We start from the raw sequence: 14,809 nt of genomic DNA, 5'->3' as shown, positions 1-14,809 counted from the left end.
GACCGATTGGCTGGGTCTGCCCATAAAAAAGGGCGGCTAGATGCCGCCCCGTCTTACCCGTGATTTTACCGCGTGATCAGTCAAGCAGACCCGCGTGCTGCAACCCGTGATCCACGAGCGCTTTGGTGGCATCGGTCAGCGGCACCAGCGGCAGGCGCACCTCGTCCGAACACAACCCCAGACGCGCCATCGCGTATTTCACACCCACCAGGCCCGGCTCGGTGAAGATTGCGTTGTGCAACGGCATCAGCTTGTCCTGGATTTCCAGCGCCGACGCATAGTCCCCCGCAAGGCAGAACGCTTGCATCTGGCTTAGCAGCTTGGGCGCGACATTCGCGGTGACAGAGATACAGCCAACGCCGCCTTGAGCGTTGAACCCGTGCGCTGTGGCGTCCTCGCCCGAGAGCTGGACAAAATCCGGCCCGCACAGCATCCGCTGGTCACAGACCCGCGCCAGATCGCCGGTGGCATCCTTGACACCGATGATGCGCGGCAGCTTGGCCAGCTCCGCCATGGTTTCGGGCAGCATATCAACGACCGAACGGCCGGGGATATTGTAGATGATGATCGGCAGACCGCAGGCCTCGTGGATCGCGGTGAAATGCGCGATCAGACCGGCTTGGGTCGGCTTGTTGTAATAGGGCGTGACCACCAGAACCGCATCGGCACCGACGCTTTCGGCGTGTTTGGCCAGACGGATGCTTTCGGTCGTGTTGTTCGAACCGGCACCTGCAACGACGGGGATACGACCCGCGGCGGCTTTGACGACTTCGGCGACAACGGTTTCATGCTCGGCATGGGTCAGGGTGGGCAATTCACCGGTGGTCCCGACAGGCACCAGCCCGTTCGATCCTTCCGCGATGTGCCATTCCACCAGCTTCTTGAGCGTGGCCAAATCCAGCGCGCCGTCCGTGAACGGCGTGACGAGTGCAGGTAGTGAACCTTGTAGCATATGCACGCTCCTATTCTTGCGTTGCTGGGCAAGCGCCCAATTGCTGATAGCGGCAAGTTGAGTTGAAACCCCCGCGCCGCGCCGTATGTTGCAAGGCTGTAGCCTTTGACCAGTAGGAAATGCAAGTGATGAGACGCGCCTTGGCGACGCTGACGATGGTTTTTGCCCTCGCCCTTCCGGCCCATGCCGAAAGGCCGCGTCCGCTGGGATGGGCGATGGACGCCATGCGCGCGGGCAGCTGGGAGAATGCCGCCCTGATTGCGCGCCGTGACGGGGCCGTTGCGGTAGATGTGATCGAATGGCACCGCCTGCGCGCCGGACGGGGCACCTATGCCGAGGTGACAGATTTCCTTAGCCGCCGCCCTGATTGGCCGGGCGAGGCCTATCTGCGCAGACAGTCCGAAGAGGCCGTGATCCGCGAGGGTGACAAGGCGATACTGGATTTCTTTACCGGTCAGGGCCCGCAGACGCCCGAGGGTGTGCTGGCCCATGCCGCAGCGCTGCTGCGTGCGGATCGTCTGGGCGAGGCACAGGCGCGGCTGGTGCTGGCGTGGCGTACCCTGCCCATGAGCGGGAACGATCAGGCAAAGTTCATTGACGCGCATGGGCCTTTGCTGAAACCGCACCACGCCGCCCGTCTGGACGAGATGCTATGGCAACGGGAACACGCCGAAGCCCGCCAGATGTTCGATCTGGTCAGTGATGCCGACAAGGCGCTGGCCGAAACCCGCATCGCCTTGCAAAATCTGGACGGCGACGTAAACGCCCTGATCGACGCGCTGCCCGCCAGCAAGGCCGGTGATCCGGGGCTACAGGCCGACCGCTTCGAATGGCGCATCCGCAAAGGCTACGGCGACAGCGCCAAGGATCTGATGCTGTCGCAATCGGTCAGCGCTGCGGCCCTTGGTCAGCCCGCCGCATGGGCCAACCGCCGCCGCGCGCTGGCGCGGGATGAAATGCGCAATGGCGACCCGGCGCGGGCCTATCAGATGGCGTCGAAGCACTTCCTGTCCGAAGGATCACATTTCGCGGACCTTGAATGGCTGTCGGGCTATATCGCCCTGCGCTTCCTTAAAGACCCCAAGCTGGCGCTTGGTCACTTTCAGGCCCATGACGGCGCGGTAGAATCCCCCATCAGCCAAGGGCGCGCAGGCTATTGGCAGGGCCGCGCGTATCAGGCCATGGGCGACGCCGAGGGCGCGGCCAAAGCCTATGCCCAAGGCGCGAAGTTCCAATCCTCTTTCTACGGTCTGCTTGCGGCAGAGCGGGGCAATCTGCCGTTCGACACAAGCCTTGCAGGCGCGCCCCCTGAACAGGACTGGCGCACATCGGCGCTGGCACAGGCACCGCTGTTTCAGGCGGGGCTGTTGCTGCAAGCCTCGGGCGAGCTGTCGACCGCGGAACGGTTCTGGACCCATCTGGCAGAGCAGCTGATCACCGAAGACGCTGCCCTTCTGGGACAGGCCGCGATTGACGTGGGCCAGCCGCATCTGGCCGTGATGATCGGCAAACGTGTGGCACAACGGGGCATCACCATCGCCGGCCCCTATTACGCACTGCATGATGCGATCAAGCTGGACCTGAACATGGCCCCCGAGATGGTGCTGGCCATCGCCCGCCGCGAAAGCGAATTCGATCCCGTGGTCCAAAGCCATGTGGGCGCACGCGGTCTGATGCAGCTGATGCCCGCCACGGCCAAGGATGTCGCCCGCGATCTGGAGATCAGCGCGCTGCACACCACCGACCGGCTGACCGCCGACCCCGAATACAATGCTTTGCTGGGGTCCGAATACCTGTCGCAAATGGCGGGCCGGTTTAACGGGAATGTGGTCATGGTCTCTGCCGCCTATAACGCCGGCCCCTCGCGTCCGACGCGCTGGATGGACACCTACGGCGACCCGCGCGAGGGCGACATCGATATCGTCGACTGGATAGAGATGATCCCTTTCCGCGAGACGCAGAACTATGTGATGCGGGTGACCGAAAGCCTGCCCGTTTACCGCGCGCGCATGGGCAAAGACCCCCTGCCCCAACCCTTTACAGAGGAACTAACGGGCACGACCCTTTTGCCGTTCGCGCCAAAAGGTGAATAGCCCCGCCGCGACGATCAGCGCCGCCCCGACGGCGACATTGGGGCGCACGGTTTCGCCAAAGGCGCTGATGCCGATGATCGCGGCAAAGACCAGTTGCAAATAGGCAAAGGGCTGCACCGCGCTCGCCTCGGCCACTTCGTAGCAGCGGATCAACAGCCAGTGGCCCGTGACACCGGTGATGCACAGGCACCCCATGATCAGCCAGTCGCTGGCGATCATCGGCTCCCAATACCACAGCCCCGTGGCTGTCATCGCCACTGACCCCGTGACGCCGGTCCAGAAAAAGCTGGTGGCGGTCTTGTCCTTGCGCCCGACATAGCGGGTCAGCAGCCCGTAGACCGCGAACATCGCGGCCGCCACCAGCGGGATCACGGCGGCGGGGTCAAAGACGCTCATCCCCGGCTGTAGAATGATCAACACCCCGATAAAGCCGACCCCGATCGCCGCCCATCTGCGCCAGCCGACACTCTCCCCCAAGACGGGGCCGGACAGGGCGGCAACCAGCAGCGGATAACAGGTAAAGACCGCGTGGCTTTCCACAAGGCCAAGGATCGTGAAGGCGACGATCATCACGCAGATCTCGGCCGCCAGCAGCAGCCCGCGGAATATCTGGAGCACCGGCTGGCTGGTCCGCGCCGCCGCCCGCAACCCGCCCGCATGGCGTTTCGCCAGCGCGATGACAAAGGCCGCGAAGAACCAGTAGCGGATCATCACCACCATCATCACGTTGTATTCTGAGGCCAGATGCCGCGACAGCCCGTCCTGCACCGCAAACACAAAGGTCGTGATCACCATCAAGGTGATGCCAAGCGGGATATTGTTCGACTGCGCCGCAGCCGCCGCGCGGTTGGTGGCCATGCTCATACGCGCACAGCCCGCGTCATGTGTCGCTTGCGGCCATAGCCGGTCGTGCGCTCGACCGCGAAGCCCGCGCTTTCCAGCGCGCGACGGACCGCGCCAGCGGCGGTATAGGTCGCGGCCGTGCCAAACGGTGCCGTGTGCCGTGCTACATCGTGCAGCAGCTCCGGCTCCCACAACTCGGGGTTTTTGGCGGGGGAAAACCCGTCAAGAAACCACGCATCCGCCAGCCCGTCCCACGCGGGCACCGCACGTCGCGCATCGCCGATCACCACGGTCAGCACCACATCGCCAAAGCGCATCTCTCCACCCTCTGGCGACCAGGCGTCCAGCAGCGCGTCGCGCTTGCCATCGAAGTCAGGAAAGGACCGATGCGCTTGGGCCATATCCTCGGAGGACATCGGGAAGGCTTCGAACGAGGTGAAATGCAGCGTGCCTTTCGCGCCATGCCGCGCCCACGCGTCCCAGGCCACGAGAAAGTTCAGCCCCGTGCCGAACCCCAACTCTCCGATGCGGAACCCGTCGCGGAAGCGGTTGGTCAGGTCATTCCCGTCAATAAAGACATGCTGCGTTTCCTCTACCCCGTTGTCGAGGCTGAAGTACGGGTCGTCGAACTTGGAGGACACGGGCACACCGCTGTCTTTCCATTCGATATCAGCTGTCTGGTTCTCCATGGGATGGCCTTGTGCTATGGGCGATGTCGAACACTGCGCAAAAAGGGCAAGGATTGGCAATGGCCGAAATCACGATACGCGGCGCGGGGATATTCGGGCTATCCGTGGCATGGGCCTGCGTGCAACGCGGCGCGGTTGTGCAGGTGATCGACCCGAATGGGCCCGCCGCAGGCAGCAGCGGCGGTATCGTCGGCGCGCTGGCCCCGCATGTGCCTGAAAACTGGAACGCCAAGAAAGCCTTTCAACGCGACAGCCTGCTGATGGCCGAAGGGTTCTGGCAAGCGGTTGAACAGGCGGGTGGGGGGAACGCGGGCTATGCCCGCAAGGGGCGCCTGCAACCCGTGGCCGATGACGCGGCATTGGCACTGGCACAGCAGCGGGCCGAAACCGCCAAGGCGCTGTGGCAGGGTCAGGCCACATGGTCCGTGATCCGCGCGAGTGACACCCCGTGGCAGCCCGACAGCCCCACCGGCTGGCTGATCCACGACACGCTAAGCGGTCTGATCCACCCCCGCCACGCCTGCGACGCGCTGGTGCAGGCACTGGCGGCCAAAGGCGTGACGGTGCAGGCGGAGGGCGGAGATCGCGGACAGGTGCTGTGGGCGACGGGCGTCGCGGGGCTGGCGCATATGACTGCCAATCACAGCCGTCTGGTCGGCGCAGGCGTCAAGGGTCAGGCCGCGCTGCTGGACTATGACGCGCGCGGCTTGCCACAGCTTTTTGCGGGCGGTGTGCATATCATCCCGCATAGCGATGGCACCACCGCCATCGGATCAACGACAGAGCGCGCGTATACCTCGCCCACCGAGACGGACGCGCAGCTTGATGATGTGATCGCCGCCGCACGTGCCGCGGTGCCCGTGTTGCGTGATGCGCCGGTGATCACCCGCTGGGCCGGCGTGCGCCCGCGCAGCCGCAGCCGTGCCCCGATGCTGGGTCCCTTGCCCGACGCTCCGGGGCAGTTCGTGGCCAATGGCGGGTTCAAGATCGGGTTCGGCATGGCCCCCAAAGTGGCCGAGGTCATGGCCGAGCTGATGCTGGACGGGCGCGATACCATCCCCGATGGGTTCCGCGTCGAAGACAACCTCTAGCGCCGCGGCGGCCCGGCAGCCCCCGTAAGGCACCACTCAAATGCAAAAGGGCCCCGGCAGATGCCGAGGCCCTTTCACGTTCATGTCGCCAAGGCTTAGGCAGCGTTTGGCAGGATCACGATTTCAACGCGGCGGTTTTGCGCTTTGCCCGCTGCGTTCAGGTTGCTTGCCACCGGCTGGCTTTCGCCACGGCCCACGGATTGGATGCGGCTGCCGGGAACGCCGTTCGACACCAGCACATTCGCAACGGCGCGCGCACGGCCTTCGGACAGCTGCTGGTTATAGGACGCTTCGCCATCGCTATCAGTGTGACCGACAATCTGCAGCGTGGAGTTGCTGTAGACGTTCACGTTCCGCGCCAGTGCGGCCAGATCGTTTTGCATACCGGCCTGAACCTGCGTGCTGTCTGTCGCGAACAGGATGTCCTGCGGCAGGGTCACGATCAGACGGTCACCTGTGTTGGTGATGATCACGTCGGAATCCAGCTGACGGCGCAGGTCGGCCTCTTGCTTGTCCAGCGAATAGCCATAGCCAGCACCCAATGCACCGCCAGCGACCGCACCGGCCAAGGCACCTTGCGCACGGTTGCCGTCGCCTTTGGACAGCGCACCGATCACAGCACCGGTACCTGCACCGATCAGCGCACCGTTACGTGTGTTGGCGTTCGGGTCGTTGGGGTTGCCACCAATCGGACCGGGTTCACAAGCAGCCAGCGCCAGAACGCTTGTCAGAGCTACAGCAATGGAGGTTTTCGAAAGTGTCATATCTTATTCTGCCTTTAAGTTGTGGCCCCGTTCGGGCGAGGCAATCGTCACATAACGCTTTACACCAGCCTTTGTTCCCGTTGAACCGGCAGCTTCAACCCCATAGGCAGCAACCCGCCGATACCCTCACGCGTCGACGCGGGCGGATTCAAAGGCCAGCATGGCGCGTTTGACCGGCAGCCCCCAGTGATAGCCCCCTAGCCCACCGGATTTGCGCAAGGCGCGGTGGCAGGGGATCAACCAGCTGATCGGGTTACGCCCCACCGCCGTGCCCACAGCGCGGACCGCTTTGGGCGTGCCGATGGTCTGGGCGATTTCGGAATAGGTGGTCACATGGCCCGACGGGATCGCCAGCAAAGCCTCCCACACCTTGATCTGGAAGGGCGCGCCGATCAGATAAATCGGGGCCTTGTCGGTCCCGTCTCCCTGTAGGCCAAAGGCAATCTGCACCCAGTCGCGTAGCACCGCCGGATCCTCGCGGAATGTCGCACCCGGCCAGCGACGGCACAAATCCTCCATCGCGGCATCGGTGCCCATCTCGGCCGAGAAAGCCAGCCCGCAGATCCCCCGTGGCGTGCCCATGACCAGTGCCGGGCCAAAGGGGCTGTCGAACCACCCCCACGAGATCACAAGCCCATCCCCCTTGCGGGCGAAATCACCGGGGCTCATGGCTTCCCACCGCATGAACATGTCGTGCAGACGGCCAGAGCCGGACAACCCCAGCTCGTGCGCCGTGTCGAGCGTGGTAAAGCGGTCGCGCAGCAGCGATTTGGCGTGATCCAGCATCAGATATTGCTGATAGCGTTTCGGTGACACCCCCACCCACTGCGAGAAGAGCCGCTGGAAATGCGCCGGGCTCATCCCCATTTCGCCCGCGATCTGATCCAGCGCCAGCGGGTCGGCGGCGGCATCGATCAGATCAATCGCCCGCCGCATCACGCCGTAGTGATAGGCGCTGCCCTCTGCGATAGCGGCATCTTCGGGGGCGGTGGTTTGGGGCGTGTGCTGTGCATGTGTCATAGGGGCAGACTACGGCAGGCCCCGCCCCCGCGCGACCCGAAACATGCGCCAAATGACGCAGCCCCTTGCCGCAGCGACGCCCGTAAAATCCGCAGCGCGCGGCTTGCCCTGAGAGGCGAAACCACGCATACCCTTGGCGCATGGCCAAAACCCTTGATTATCACACGATCCGCGAGATTTTCACCCGCTTTCAGGACGCCGAGGCGGAACCGAAAGGCGAGCTGGATCACACCAACGTCTATACGTTGCTGGTCGCTGTCGCGCTGAGCGCCCAGGCCACGGATGCGGGGGTAAACAAGGCCACCAAATCCCTGTTCGAGATTGTCGAGCACCCGCAGCAGATGCTGGACCTCGGGCTGGAGGGGCTGACCGAACATATCAAGACGATCGGCCTGTTCCGTCAGAAGGCCAAGAACGTGATGAAGCTGAGCCAGATTCTGGTGGATGACTATGACGGGGTCGTGCCCAACAGCCGCGCGGCGCTGCAATCGTTACCCGGCGTGGGCCGCAAGACCGCGAATGTCGTGCTGAACATGTGGTGGCACTATCCGGCGCAGGCGGTGGACACGCATATCTTTCGCGTCGGCAATCGCACACGCATCGCCCCCGGCAAAACCGTCGATGCAGTAGAACGCGCGATCGAGGATAATATCCCCGTCGATTTCCAACGCCATGCCCACCACTGGATGATCCTGCACGGGCGATACCATTGCAAAGCACGCAAACCCCTATGCAGAACCTGCATCATCCGTGACCTTTGCCCCTATGAGGAAAAAACCGAATGACCCAATACGAAGTGGTTGGCATCGGCAACGCTGTTGTCGATGTGATCTCGCATGCGGATGACGCGTTTCTGCAAGATAACGGCATCGAAAAAGGCATTATGCAGCTGATCGAGCGTGACCGCGCCGAAAACCTGTATGCGACAATGCAAGACCGTCTGCAGACCCCCGGCGGGTCGGTCGCCAATACCATTGCGGGCATCGGCGCGCTTGGCTTGCCCACGGCCTTTATCGGGCGGGTGAATGACGATGATCTGGGGCAGTTCTATGCCAAAGCGATGACAGACATCGGCATTGATTTTGTCAACGCGCCTGTGACCGGGGGCGAGAACCCGACCTCGCGCTGCATGATCTTTGTGACCCCGGATGGGGAACGCTCTTTGAACACCTATCTTGGGATCTCTACTGGGCTTACCTCGGACGACGTTCCGCAGGCGGTGGCCTCCAGCGCCAAGCTGATGTTCCTCGAAGGCTACCTTTTTGACCACGACGCCGGCAAAACCGCCTTCCGCGAAGCGGCGCGCGCGGCGACGGCGGGCGGTGGCATGGCGGGGATCGCGATTTCCGACCCCTTCTGCGTGGAACGCCATCGGGATGACTTCCTCGCGCTGATCGAAAACGATCTGGGTTACGTCATCGGCAACGAAGCCGAGATCCGCGCCCTGTGGGAAACCGACGATCTGGAAGACGCGCTGACCCGCACGGCGGCGATCTGTGACACGGTCGTCTGCACCCGCTCCGGCGACGGCGTGACGCTGATCCGCAAGGGCGAACGTGTCGACGTACCGGTGACCAAGGTGACCCCCGTGGATGCAACAGGCGCCGGCGATCAATTCGCGGCGGGGTTCCTCTATGGCATGGCCACGGGCCGCGACCTTGAAACATGCGGCAAGATGGGCAACATCTGTGCAGCCGAGGTTATCAGCCACATCGGCCCGCGCCCGCAGACCTCGATGATGGAGCTGTTCAAGGAAAAAGGGCTGGTCTGATGCTGACCGACGGATATCACGACGTACCGCTTGGCAAACTGGCGATGGTTGTCACACATCTTGAGATGCGCGAGGCCGCCCCCCTGCGGGATGTCCCCGCCCCCGAGGGCGTGGCCCTGCGCGCATTGACCCCGACACTGGACTGGTACCGTGATATCTTTCGGCGGGTCGGACAGGATTGGCTGTGGTTCGGACGGCTCACAAAAACCGACGCCGAATTGCAGGCGCTGTTGTCGGATGCGGACACGCAGTTTTTCACGCTGACCAAAGACGGTCGAGACGAGGCGCTGCTCGAGCTTAAGTTCACGGCTGATGGCACGTGCGAGCTGGCCTATTTCGGACTGACCCCCGCGCTGATCGGGTCGGGTGCCGGGCGCTACCTGATGAACCACGCGATCCGCACGGCTTGGGCACGGCCGATATCGCGGTTTCATCTACATACCTGCACGCTCGACAGTCCGCAGGCGCTGTCCTTTTACATCCGCAGCGGGTTTACCCCGTTCAAGCGGCAGGTCGAGGTCGCGGATGATCCGCGGCTGATCGATCTGCTGGACAAGGACGCAGGGGCGCATGTGCCGACCATCGGCTAGCGCCCCCGTGGCTTACCCCATCCGTTCAGAGGCGTAAGACCCCGGCGAGGCAGGGAAGACCACCGTCTTGTTGCCATTCACAAACACGCGCCGGTGGATATGCGCGTGAATGGCCCGCGCCAATACCTGACTTTCGACATCCCGCCCGAGCGAGACATAGTCTTCGGCGGATTGCGCATGGGTGACGCGCACAATGTCCTGTTCGATAATCGGCCCTTCATCCAGATCGGCGGTCACATAATGCGATGTCGCCCCGATCAGCTTGACCCCGCGCTGGAACGCTTGCTTATACGGGTTCGCCCCCTTGAAGCTGGGCAGGAAAGAATGGTGGATATTGATGATCCGTCCCGACATCTTCTGGCACATCTCGTCCGACAGGATCTGCATGTAGCGCGCCAGCACAATCAACTCGGCCCCCGCGTCTTCGACCACAGCCATGATCCGCGCCTCGGCGTCGGCTTTGTTTTCTGGCGTGACCTTGATGCAGTGGAACGGAATGTCGTTGTTCACGACGACCTTTTGATAGTCCATATGGTTGGACACCACCGCGACAATATCGATCGGCAACGCGCCAATACGCCAGCGGTACAGCAAATCGTTCAGACAATGCCCGAAGCGCGAGACCATGATGACGACCTTCATCTTCACCGCCTCGTCGTGGAACTCATAGGCCATGTCAAAGGGCCGCGCCGCATCGGCAAAGCCGTCTGACAGGGTCGCCAGATCAACTTCGGCTTCGCTTTCAAAGCTGACGCGCATGAAGAAACCGCCGGTTTCCTTATCGTCGAACTGCGCACTGTCCGAGATGTTGCAGCCTTGATCGGCCAGATAATTCGCAATCGCCGCAACAACCCCGCGCGCAGAGGGGCAGGTCACGGTCAGGGCATATGTCTTCATCGGGATTTTTCCTGTGGCAAAGCGGTCCGACGTCGCGCGCCGATAGCCACCTGTTTCCTATCCGCCCCCGCCCCGTCAAGTTCGCGACGGCCGAAAAAGACACGCGACGCCCGCGCGGCCGGTCAAATCAGCACAATCGGTTTCCGATCATGCACATTAGCCCATATCCGCTACGCAATCGGGCAGACGGTGAACGCGGCCCGCCTCTTTGTCAGGCGTCGGCAAAATGCTCGACAAAGGCGTTGACCACAGCGGTATAGACCTCGCGCTTGAACGGGACGATGTTGTCGACCAGTTCGCGCACCGGCAACCAGCGCCAGTCCGAGAATTCAGGGTGTTCGGTATCCAGGTTGATCTCGTCATCCGACCCGTGAAAGCGCAGCAGGAACCATTTCTGCTCTTGCCCGCGGAACCGGCCTTTCCAGATGTTGGGCACCAGTTCGATCGGCAGATCATAGGGCAACCAGCCCTCAGTCTGTGCCACCACGGTGACAGAGCTTGGGGGGATGCCTGTCTCTTCCTCCAGCTCGCGCAGGGCGGCGACTTCGGCGTGTTCGCCCTTTTCGACGCCACCTTGCGGCATCTGCCATGCATCCTGATCCCGGTCCCGACGTTGCCCGACAAACACATGCCCGTCGGCGTTGACCAGCATGACCCCGACACAGGGGCGATAGGGCAGTCGGGCGATTTCTTCTGGCGTCATATCGGGGGCCTTTCGCGGCAAGAGAAGTCATACCGGCGTTAGCACGAATCCCGCGTCCATGTATATTGGCTTACGCAGCGTTGTGCGTGACAGAACCGCAGGCTTGGGGTGAACTGCCGCACAGAACGGTCCAGTACCCTACATTCAGCCCTCGAAAGGTTTGCCAAATGTCCGACTATCCGCACCTGCTTGCCCCGCTTGATCTGGGGTTCACGACGTTGAAGAACCGCGTGTTGATGGGGTCTATGCACACCGGGCTTGAGGAAACACAGGACTGGAACCGCGTCGCCGAATTCTACGCCACCCGCGCGCGTGGCGATGTGGGGCTGATGGTGACAGGTGGCATCGGCCCGAACCCCGAAGGGTCGGTCGCGCATGGTGCCGCGATGATGCTGTCGCAAAAGGACGTGGACAACCACAGCATCGTCACCGACCGCGTGCACGAGGCAGGCGGCAAGATCGCGATGCAAATCCTGCACGCCGGGCGCTATGCCTTCAGCCCCGATTGCGTCGCCCCCTCGGCGATCAAATCCCCCATTTCGATGTTTGCTCCGAAAGAACTGAACGCGGAAGGCATCGAAAAGCAGATCAGCGATATCGCCGCCTGCGCCCTGCGTGCCAAACAGGCAGGCTATGACGGGGTAGAGGTGATGGGCTCCGAAGGGTATTTCCTGAACCAGTTCCTCGTCACCCACACCAACAAACGGACCGACGAATGGGGCGGGTCGTACGAGAACCGCATGAGGCTGCCAGTCGAGGTCGTGCGCCGCGTGCGCGAGGCCGTCGGCCCCGATTTCATCCTCATCTACCGTTTGTCGATGATCGACCTGATCCCCAACGGCTCAACCTTTGAAGAGGTCGTGCAGCTTGCCAAGGCGGTAGAGGCCGCAGGGGCCACGATCATCAACACCGGCATCGGCTGGCACGAGGCGCGCATCCCGACGATCCAGACCTCGGTGCCGCGCGCGGCCTTTGCATGGGTCACGAAAAAGCTGATGGGTCAGGTGAACATACCGCTGATCACCTCCAACCGGATCAACACGCCCGAGGTCGCCGAAGAGGTGCTGGTGGACGGCTGCGCCGACATGGTGTCGATGGCGCGGCCCATGCTGGCCGATGCCGATTTCGTCGCCAAGGCCGCCGCCGGAAAATCAGCCGAGATCGCGCCCTGTATCGCCTGCAACCAAGCCTGTCTGGACCATACCTTTGGCGGCAAAATCTCGAGCTGTCTGGTCAACCCGCGCGCCTGCTACGAGACTGAACTGCGCGTCGATCCTGTTGACGCGGCCAAGACAATCGCCGTAGTAGGCGCGGGGCCTGCGGGGCTCTCTGCCGCTATCACCGCGGCAGAGCGCGGCCATAAGGTCACCGTCTTTGATCGCGCAGCCGAGATCGGCGGCCAGTTGAACCTTGCCAAGCAGGTCGCCGGCAAAGAGGAGTTCTGGGGCCTCGTCGATTGGTATCGGGCGATGGTCAAGAAATACGACGTCACCGTGAAGCTGAACACCGAAGTCTCGGCCAATGATCTGGGCGAGTATGACGAGGTGATCATCGCCACCGGCGTTATTCCCCGCGACCCGCAAATCCCCGGTCAGGACGCGGGCAATGTGGTCAGCTATATCGACATCCTGAACGGCACCGTCACCGCTGGTCAGCGCGTCGCCGTCATCGGCGCGGGCGGCATCGGTTTCGATGTGTCCGAACATCTGGTGCATGATGGGGACAGCACCACCACCAACCTGCCCGAATGGATGAAGGAATGGGGCGTCACCGACCCCGCCGATCACCGCTCTGGCCTCGCGCCCGAAGGGCCGCAGCCCCACGCCCCCGCGCGCGAAGTTACCATGCTGCAGCGCAAGACCACCAAGGTCGGCAAGGGCTTGGGCAAGACGACCGGCTGGATCCACCGCGCGTCCCTTACCATGAAGAACGTGCAGATGATCGCGGGCGTCAACTACGAGAAGATCGATGCAGAGGGCCTGCACATCAGCTTTGGCGAAGCGCGTGAAAAGCCGCAGGTGATCGCGGCGGATACGATCGTGCTTTGTGCCGGTCAACTGTCGGACCGGTCGCTAGCCGACGCGCTAGAGGTCAAGGGCATCCCGTGCCATGTTATCGGCGGCGCGGATGTCGCGGCTGAACTGGATGCGAAACGCGCGATTGACCAAGGCACCCGTCTGGCCGCTGCGCTGTAAGGTATGTCGACGAAAACGGGGCAGGCTGTCGTGGCCTGCCCCGTCTTTCGCCCGCACCACAAGGGCAGCACATCTTGCGCCTCCGCGCCGGTCTGTCAAAATGCCCGGATCAATAGATGTTTCAGGGTGTGGCCATGCCGATTTGCGTTTTCGATATCTTTGCCGATGGCACGACCCAAGTGCCCACCGACACGCACCTCACGGGACCGGGCATCTACCGCTGGTGGCACTTTGATCTGGCCGACCCGATGCTTGAACCCTGGGTCCGCGAACATCTGCATGAAATCCCCGCCGGATCGCTGATCCAGAAACAGACCCGCCCGCGCTGTGACCGCTTTGAAGGCGGGCTGATCCTGAACCTGCGCGGGATCAATATGAACGAAGGGCAGGATGCCGATGAAATGGTATCGGTGCGGATGTATGTGGATTCCGACCTGCTGATCACCGTGCGCCGCAAGAAGGTTTTTGCCATCGACGCCATCCGCCGCGAGGCCGAAGCGCAAAAGGCCCCTCCCAGCCCTGCCGAGTTCCTCGAAGCGCTCGTGGGTCGCCTGACCCTGCGGGTGCAGGAACATGTTGCAACGCTGGATGAACAGGCGGAGTTCTTCGAGGACGATCTAGAGGACAAGAACACCCCGATGCCCCATGAGCTGCCCGAAATCCGGCGCAGCGTGATCCGGCTGCGCCGCTATCTTGACCCCCAACGCGAGGCGCTGGCCAAGCTGGCCGCCTTTGATATTCCGCTGATCCCCGACGAAAGCCAGCTTGAGCTGCGCGAGCAGGCCAACAGCGCGCTGATCGCGGTAGAAGAGCTGGACGAGCTGCGCGACCGGCTGGTGTCGGTTCAGGAAGAGCACGACGCCAATATCGCGCAGCGCCAAGCGCGCCACGGCTATGTGCTGTCGGTCGCCGCGGCGATCTTTCTGCCGCTGGGATTTCTGACCGGTCTGTTCGGCGTCAACGTGGGCGGGATGCCGGGGGTGGACCATCCTTGGGCGTTTACCATCCTCTGTCTTGGCATGGCGGGGCTGGCGCTGCTTATGTTTCTGGTCCTGAAACTGGTCCGCTGGATTTGACCACAGCACGGCGCGCCCTGTTTCCCCGCCGCGAACGATCCCTATAAATACCTCTCCACTGTCTCACCGCTGCCGTGATCCTGCCTGATTTGGCCGCCATACCCTTTCCAGACGCAGATGATGAA

14 protein-coding genes are annotated in these 14,809 nt (G+C 62.8%); 7 read left to right on the top strand and 7 right to left on the bottom strand.

Going from position 1 to position 14,809, the window contains the following annotated elements:
• Positions 1-76: 76 nt before the first annotated feature.
• Positions 77-952: a 4-hydroxy-tetrahydrodipicolinate synthase gene (gene dapA / locus SJY36_RS01490; RefSeq protein WP_386172613.1), complete on the bottom strand. Its 876-nt coding sequence runs from the start codon at positions 950-952 to the stop codon at positions 77-79.
• 119 nt (positions 953-1,071) lie between these two features.
• Here dapA and SJY36_RS01485 point away from each other — a divergent pair, with 119 nt between their 5' ends.
• The gene (locus SJY36_RS01485) at positions 1,072-3,045 is read left to right on the top strand and encodes a lytic transglycosylase domain-containing protein (RefSeq protein WP_386172611.1); all 1,974 of its coding nucleotides are present in this window, start codon (positions 1,072-1,074) and stop codon (positions 3,043-3,045) included.
• Here SJY36_RS01485 and SJY36_RS01480 read toward each other — a convergent pair.
• Positions 3,001-3,909 (bottom strand): DMT family transporter, encoded by a 909-nt coding sequence (locus SJY36_RS01480; protein WP_386172609.1) that lies wholly within the window; start codon positions 3,907-3,909, stop codon positions 3,001-3,003. The two genes, SJY36_RS01485 and SJY36_RS01480, sit on opposite strands and share 45 nt — an antisense overlap.
• Complete coding sequence (gene mnmD / locus SJY36_RS01475; protein ID WP_037943053.1) at positions 3,906-4,577, bottom strand: tRNA (5-methylaminomethyl-2-thiouridine)(34)-methyltransferase MnmD; 672 nt, start codon at positions 4,575-4,577, stop codon at positions 3,906-3,908. The genes SJY36_RS01480 and mnmD overlap by 4 nt, the downstream gene beginning before the upstream one ends.
• 59 nt (positions 4,578-4,636) lie before the next feature.
• Between mnmD and SJY36_RS01470 the strand changes: the two genes are divergently transcribed.
• The gene (locus SJY36_RS01470; protein ID WP_386172607.1) at positions 4,637-5,668 is read left to right on the top strand and encodes an NAD(P)/FAD-dependent oxidoreductase; all 1,032 of its coding nucleotides are present in this window, start codon (positions 4,637-4,639) and stop codon (positions 5,666-5,668) included.
• Positions 5,669-5,763: 95 nt separating this feature from the next.
• Here SJY36_RS01470 and SJY36_RS01465 read toward each other — a convergent pair whose 3' ends face one another.
• Together SJY36_RS01465 and SJY36_RS01460 are read right to left on the bottom strand one after the other, a co-directional pair.
• A complete protein-coding gene (locus SJY36_RS01465) occupies positions 5,764-6,432 on the bottom strand; it encodes an OmpA family protein (RefSeq protein ID WP_005851133.1) in 669 nt (222 codons plus the stop codon).
• Positions 6,433-6,558: 126 nt separating this feature from the next.
• The gene (locus tag SJY36_RS01460; protein ID WP_386172605.1) at positions 6,559-7,452 is read right to left on the bottom strand and encodes a methylated-DNA--[protein]-cysteine S-methyltransferase; all 894 of its coding nucleotides are present in this window, start codon (positions 7,450-7,452) and stop codon (positions 6,559-6,561) included.
• Between the two features lie 140 nt (positions 7,453-7,592).
• Between SJY36_RS01460 and nth the strand changes: the two genes are divergently transcribed.
• From nth to SJY36_RS01445, 3 genes are read left to right on the top strand one after another with little or no spacing between them, the layout of a single operon-like run.
• Positions 7,593-8,237, top strand: a complete 645-nt coding sequence (gene nth, locus SJY36_RS01455; RefSeq protein ID WP_386172603.1) for an endonuclease III — start codon at positions 7,593-7,595, stop codon at positions 8,235-8,237.
• A complete protein-coding gene (locus tag SJY36_RS01450) occupies positions 8,234-9,223 on the top strand; it encodes an adenosine kinase (protein ID WP_037943043.1) in 990 nt (329 codons plus the stop codon). Before nth ends, SJY36_RS01450 begins: the two co-directional genes overlap by 4 nt.
• Positions 9,223-9,813 (top strand): GNAT family N-acetyltransferase, encoded by a 591-nt coding sequence (locus SJY36_RS01445; RefSeq protein ID WP_180828613.1) that lies wholly within the window; start codon positions 9,223-9,225, stop codon positions 9,811-9,813. Before SJY36_RS01450 ends, SJY36_RS01445 begins: the two co-directional genes overlap by 1 nt.
• 12 nt (positions 9,814-9,825) lie before the next feature.
• On the opposite strand, the gene purU is transcribed toward SJY36_RS01445, so the two are convergent.
• Positions 9,826-10,710: a formyltetrahydrofolate deformylase gene (purU, locus tag SJY36_RS01440; protein WP_005851123.1), complete on the bottom strand. Its 885-nt coding sequence runs from the start codon at positions 10,708-10,710 to the stop codon at positions 9,826-9,828.
• 211 nt (positions 10,711-10,921) lie between these two features.
• Positions 10,922-11,413 (bottom strand): RNA pyrophosphohydrolase, encoded by a 492-nt coding sequence (locus SJY36_RS01435; RefSeq protein WP_005851121.1) that lies wholly within the window; start codon positions 11,411-11,413, stop codon positions 10,922-10,924.
• Between the two features lie 167 nt (positions 11,414-11,580).
• Between SJY36_RS01435 and SJY36_RS01430 the strand changes: the two genes are divergently transcribed.
• Together SJY36_RS01430 and SJY36_RS01425 are read left to right on the top strand one after the other, a co-directional pair.
• Positions 11,581-13,608 carry an FAD-dependent oxidoreductase gene (locus SJY36_RS01430; RefSeq protein WP_386172600.1) on the top strand — a complete coding sequence of 676 codons (2,028 nt, stop codon included), beginning with the start codon at positions 11,581-11,583 and terminating at the stop codon, positions 13,606-13,608.
• Positions 13,609-13,724: 116 nt separating this feature from the next.
• Positions 13,725-14,684: a zinc transporter ZntB gene (locus SJY36_RS01425; RefSeq protein WP_235208534.1), complete on the top strand. Its 960-nt coding sequence runs from the start codon at positions 13,725-13,727 to the stop codon at positions 14,682-14,684.
• Positions 14,685-14,809: the final 125 nt, after the last annotated feature.

It is taken from the genome of Sulfitobacter sp. R86518 (assembly GCF_042466275.1).
Classification (GTDB): Bacteria; Pseudomonadota; Alphaproteobacteria; order Rhodobacterales; family Rhodobacteraceae; genus Sulfitobacter; species Sulfitobacter pontiacus.
Note: the sequence above shows the minus strand (reverse complement) of the source record. Positions and strands in the feature narration are given on the sequence as shown.

Bases quoted from the DNA above. Each gene is read 5' to 3' on its own strand.
- dapA (WP_386172613.1), bottom strand. From the start codon at position 952: ATGCTACAAGGTTCACTACCTGCACTCGTCACGCCGTTCACGGACGGC.
- SJY36_RS01485 (WP_386172611.1), top strand. From the start codon at position 1,072: ATGCAAGTGATGAGACGCGCCTTGGCGACGCTGACGATGGTTTTTGCC.
- SJY36_RS01480 (WP_386172609.1), bottom strand. From the start codon at position 3,909: ATGAGCATGGCCACCAACCGCGCGGCGGCTGCGGCGCAGTCGAACAAT.
- mnmD (WP_037943053.1), bottom strand. From the start codon at position 4,577: ATGGAGAACCAGACAGCTGATATCGAATGGAAAGACAGCGGTGTGCCC.
- SJY36_RS01470 (WP_386172607.1), top strand. From the start codon at position 4,637: ATGGCCGAAATCACGATACGCGGCGCGGGGATATTCGGGCTATCCGTG.
- SJY36_RS01465 (WP_005851133.1), bottom strand. From the start codon at position 6,432: ATGACACTTTCGAAAACCTCCATTGCTGTAGCTCTGACAAGCGTTCTG.
- SJY36_RS01460 (WP_386172605.1), bottom strand. From the start codon at position 7,452: ATGACACATGCACAGCACACGCCCCAAACCACCGCCCCCGAAGATGCC.
- nth (WP_386172603.1), top strand. From the start codon at position 7,593: ATGGCCAAAACCCTTGATTATCACACGATCCGCGAGATTTTCACCCGC.
- SJY36_RS01450 (WP_037943043.1), top strand. From the start codon at position 8,234: ATGACCCAATACGAAGTGGTTGGCATCGGCAACGCTGTTGTCGATGTG.
- SJY36_RS01445 (WP_180828613.1), top strand. From the start codon at position 9,223: ATGCTGACCGACGGATATCACGACGTACCGCTTGGCAAACTGGCGATG.
- purU (WP_005851123.1), bottom strand. From the start codon at position 10,710: ATGAAGACATATGCCCTGACCGTGACCTGCCCCTCTGCGCGCGGGGTT.
- SJY36_RS01435 (WP_005851121.1), bottom strand. From the start codon at position 11,413: ATGACGCCAGAAGAAATCGCCCGACTGCCCTATCGCCCCTGTGTCGGG.
- SJY36_RS01430 (WP_386172600.1), top strand. From the start codon at position 11,581: ATGTCCGACTATCCGCACCTGCTTGCCCCGCTTGATCTGGGGTTCACG.
- SJY36_RS01425 (WP_235208534.1), top strand. From the start codon at position 13,725: ATGTTTCAGGGTGTGGCCATGCCGATTTGCGTTTTCGATATCTTTGCC.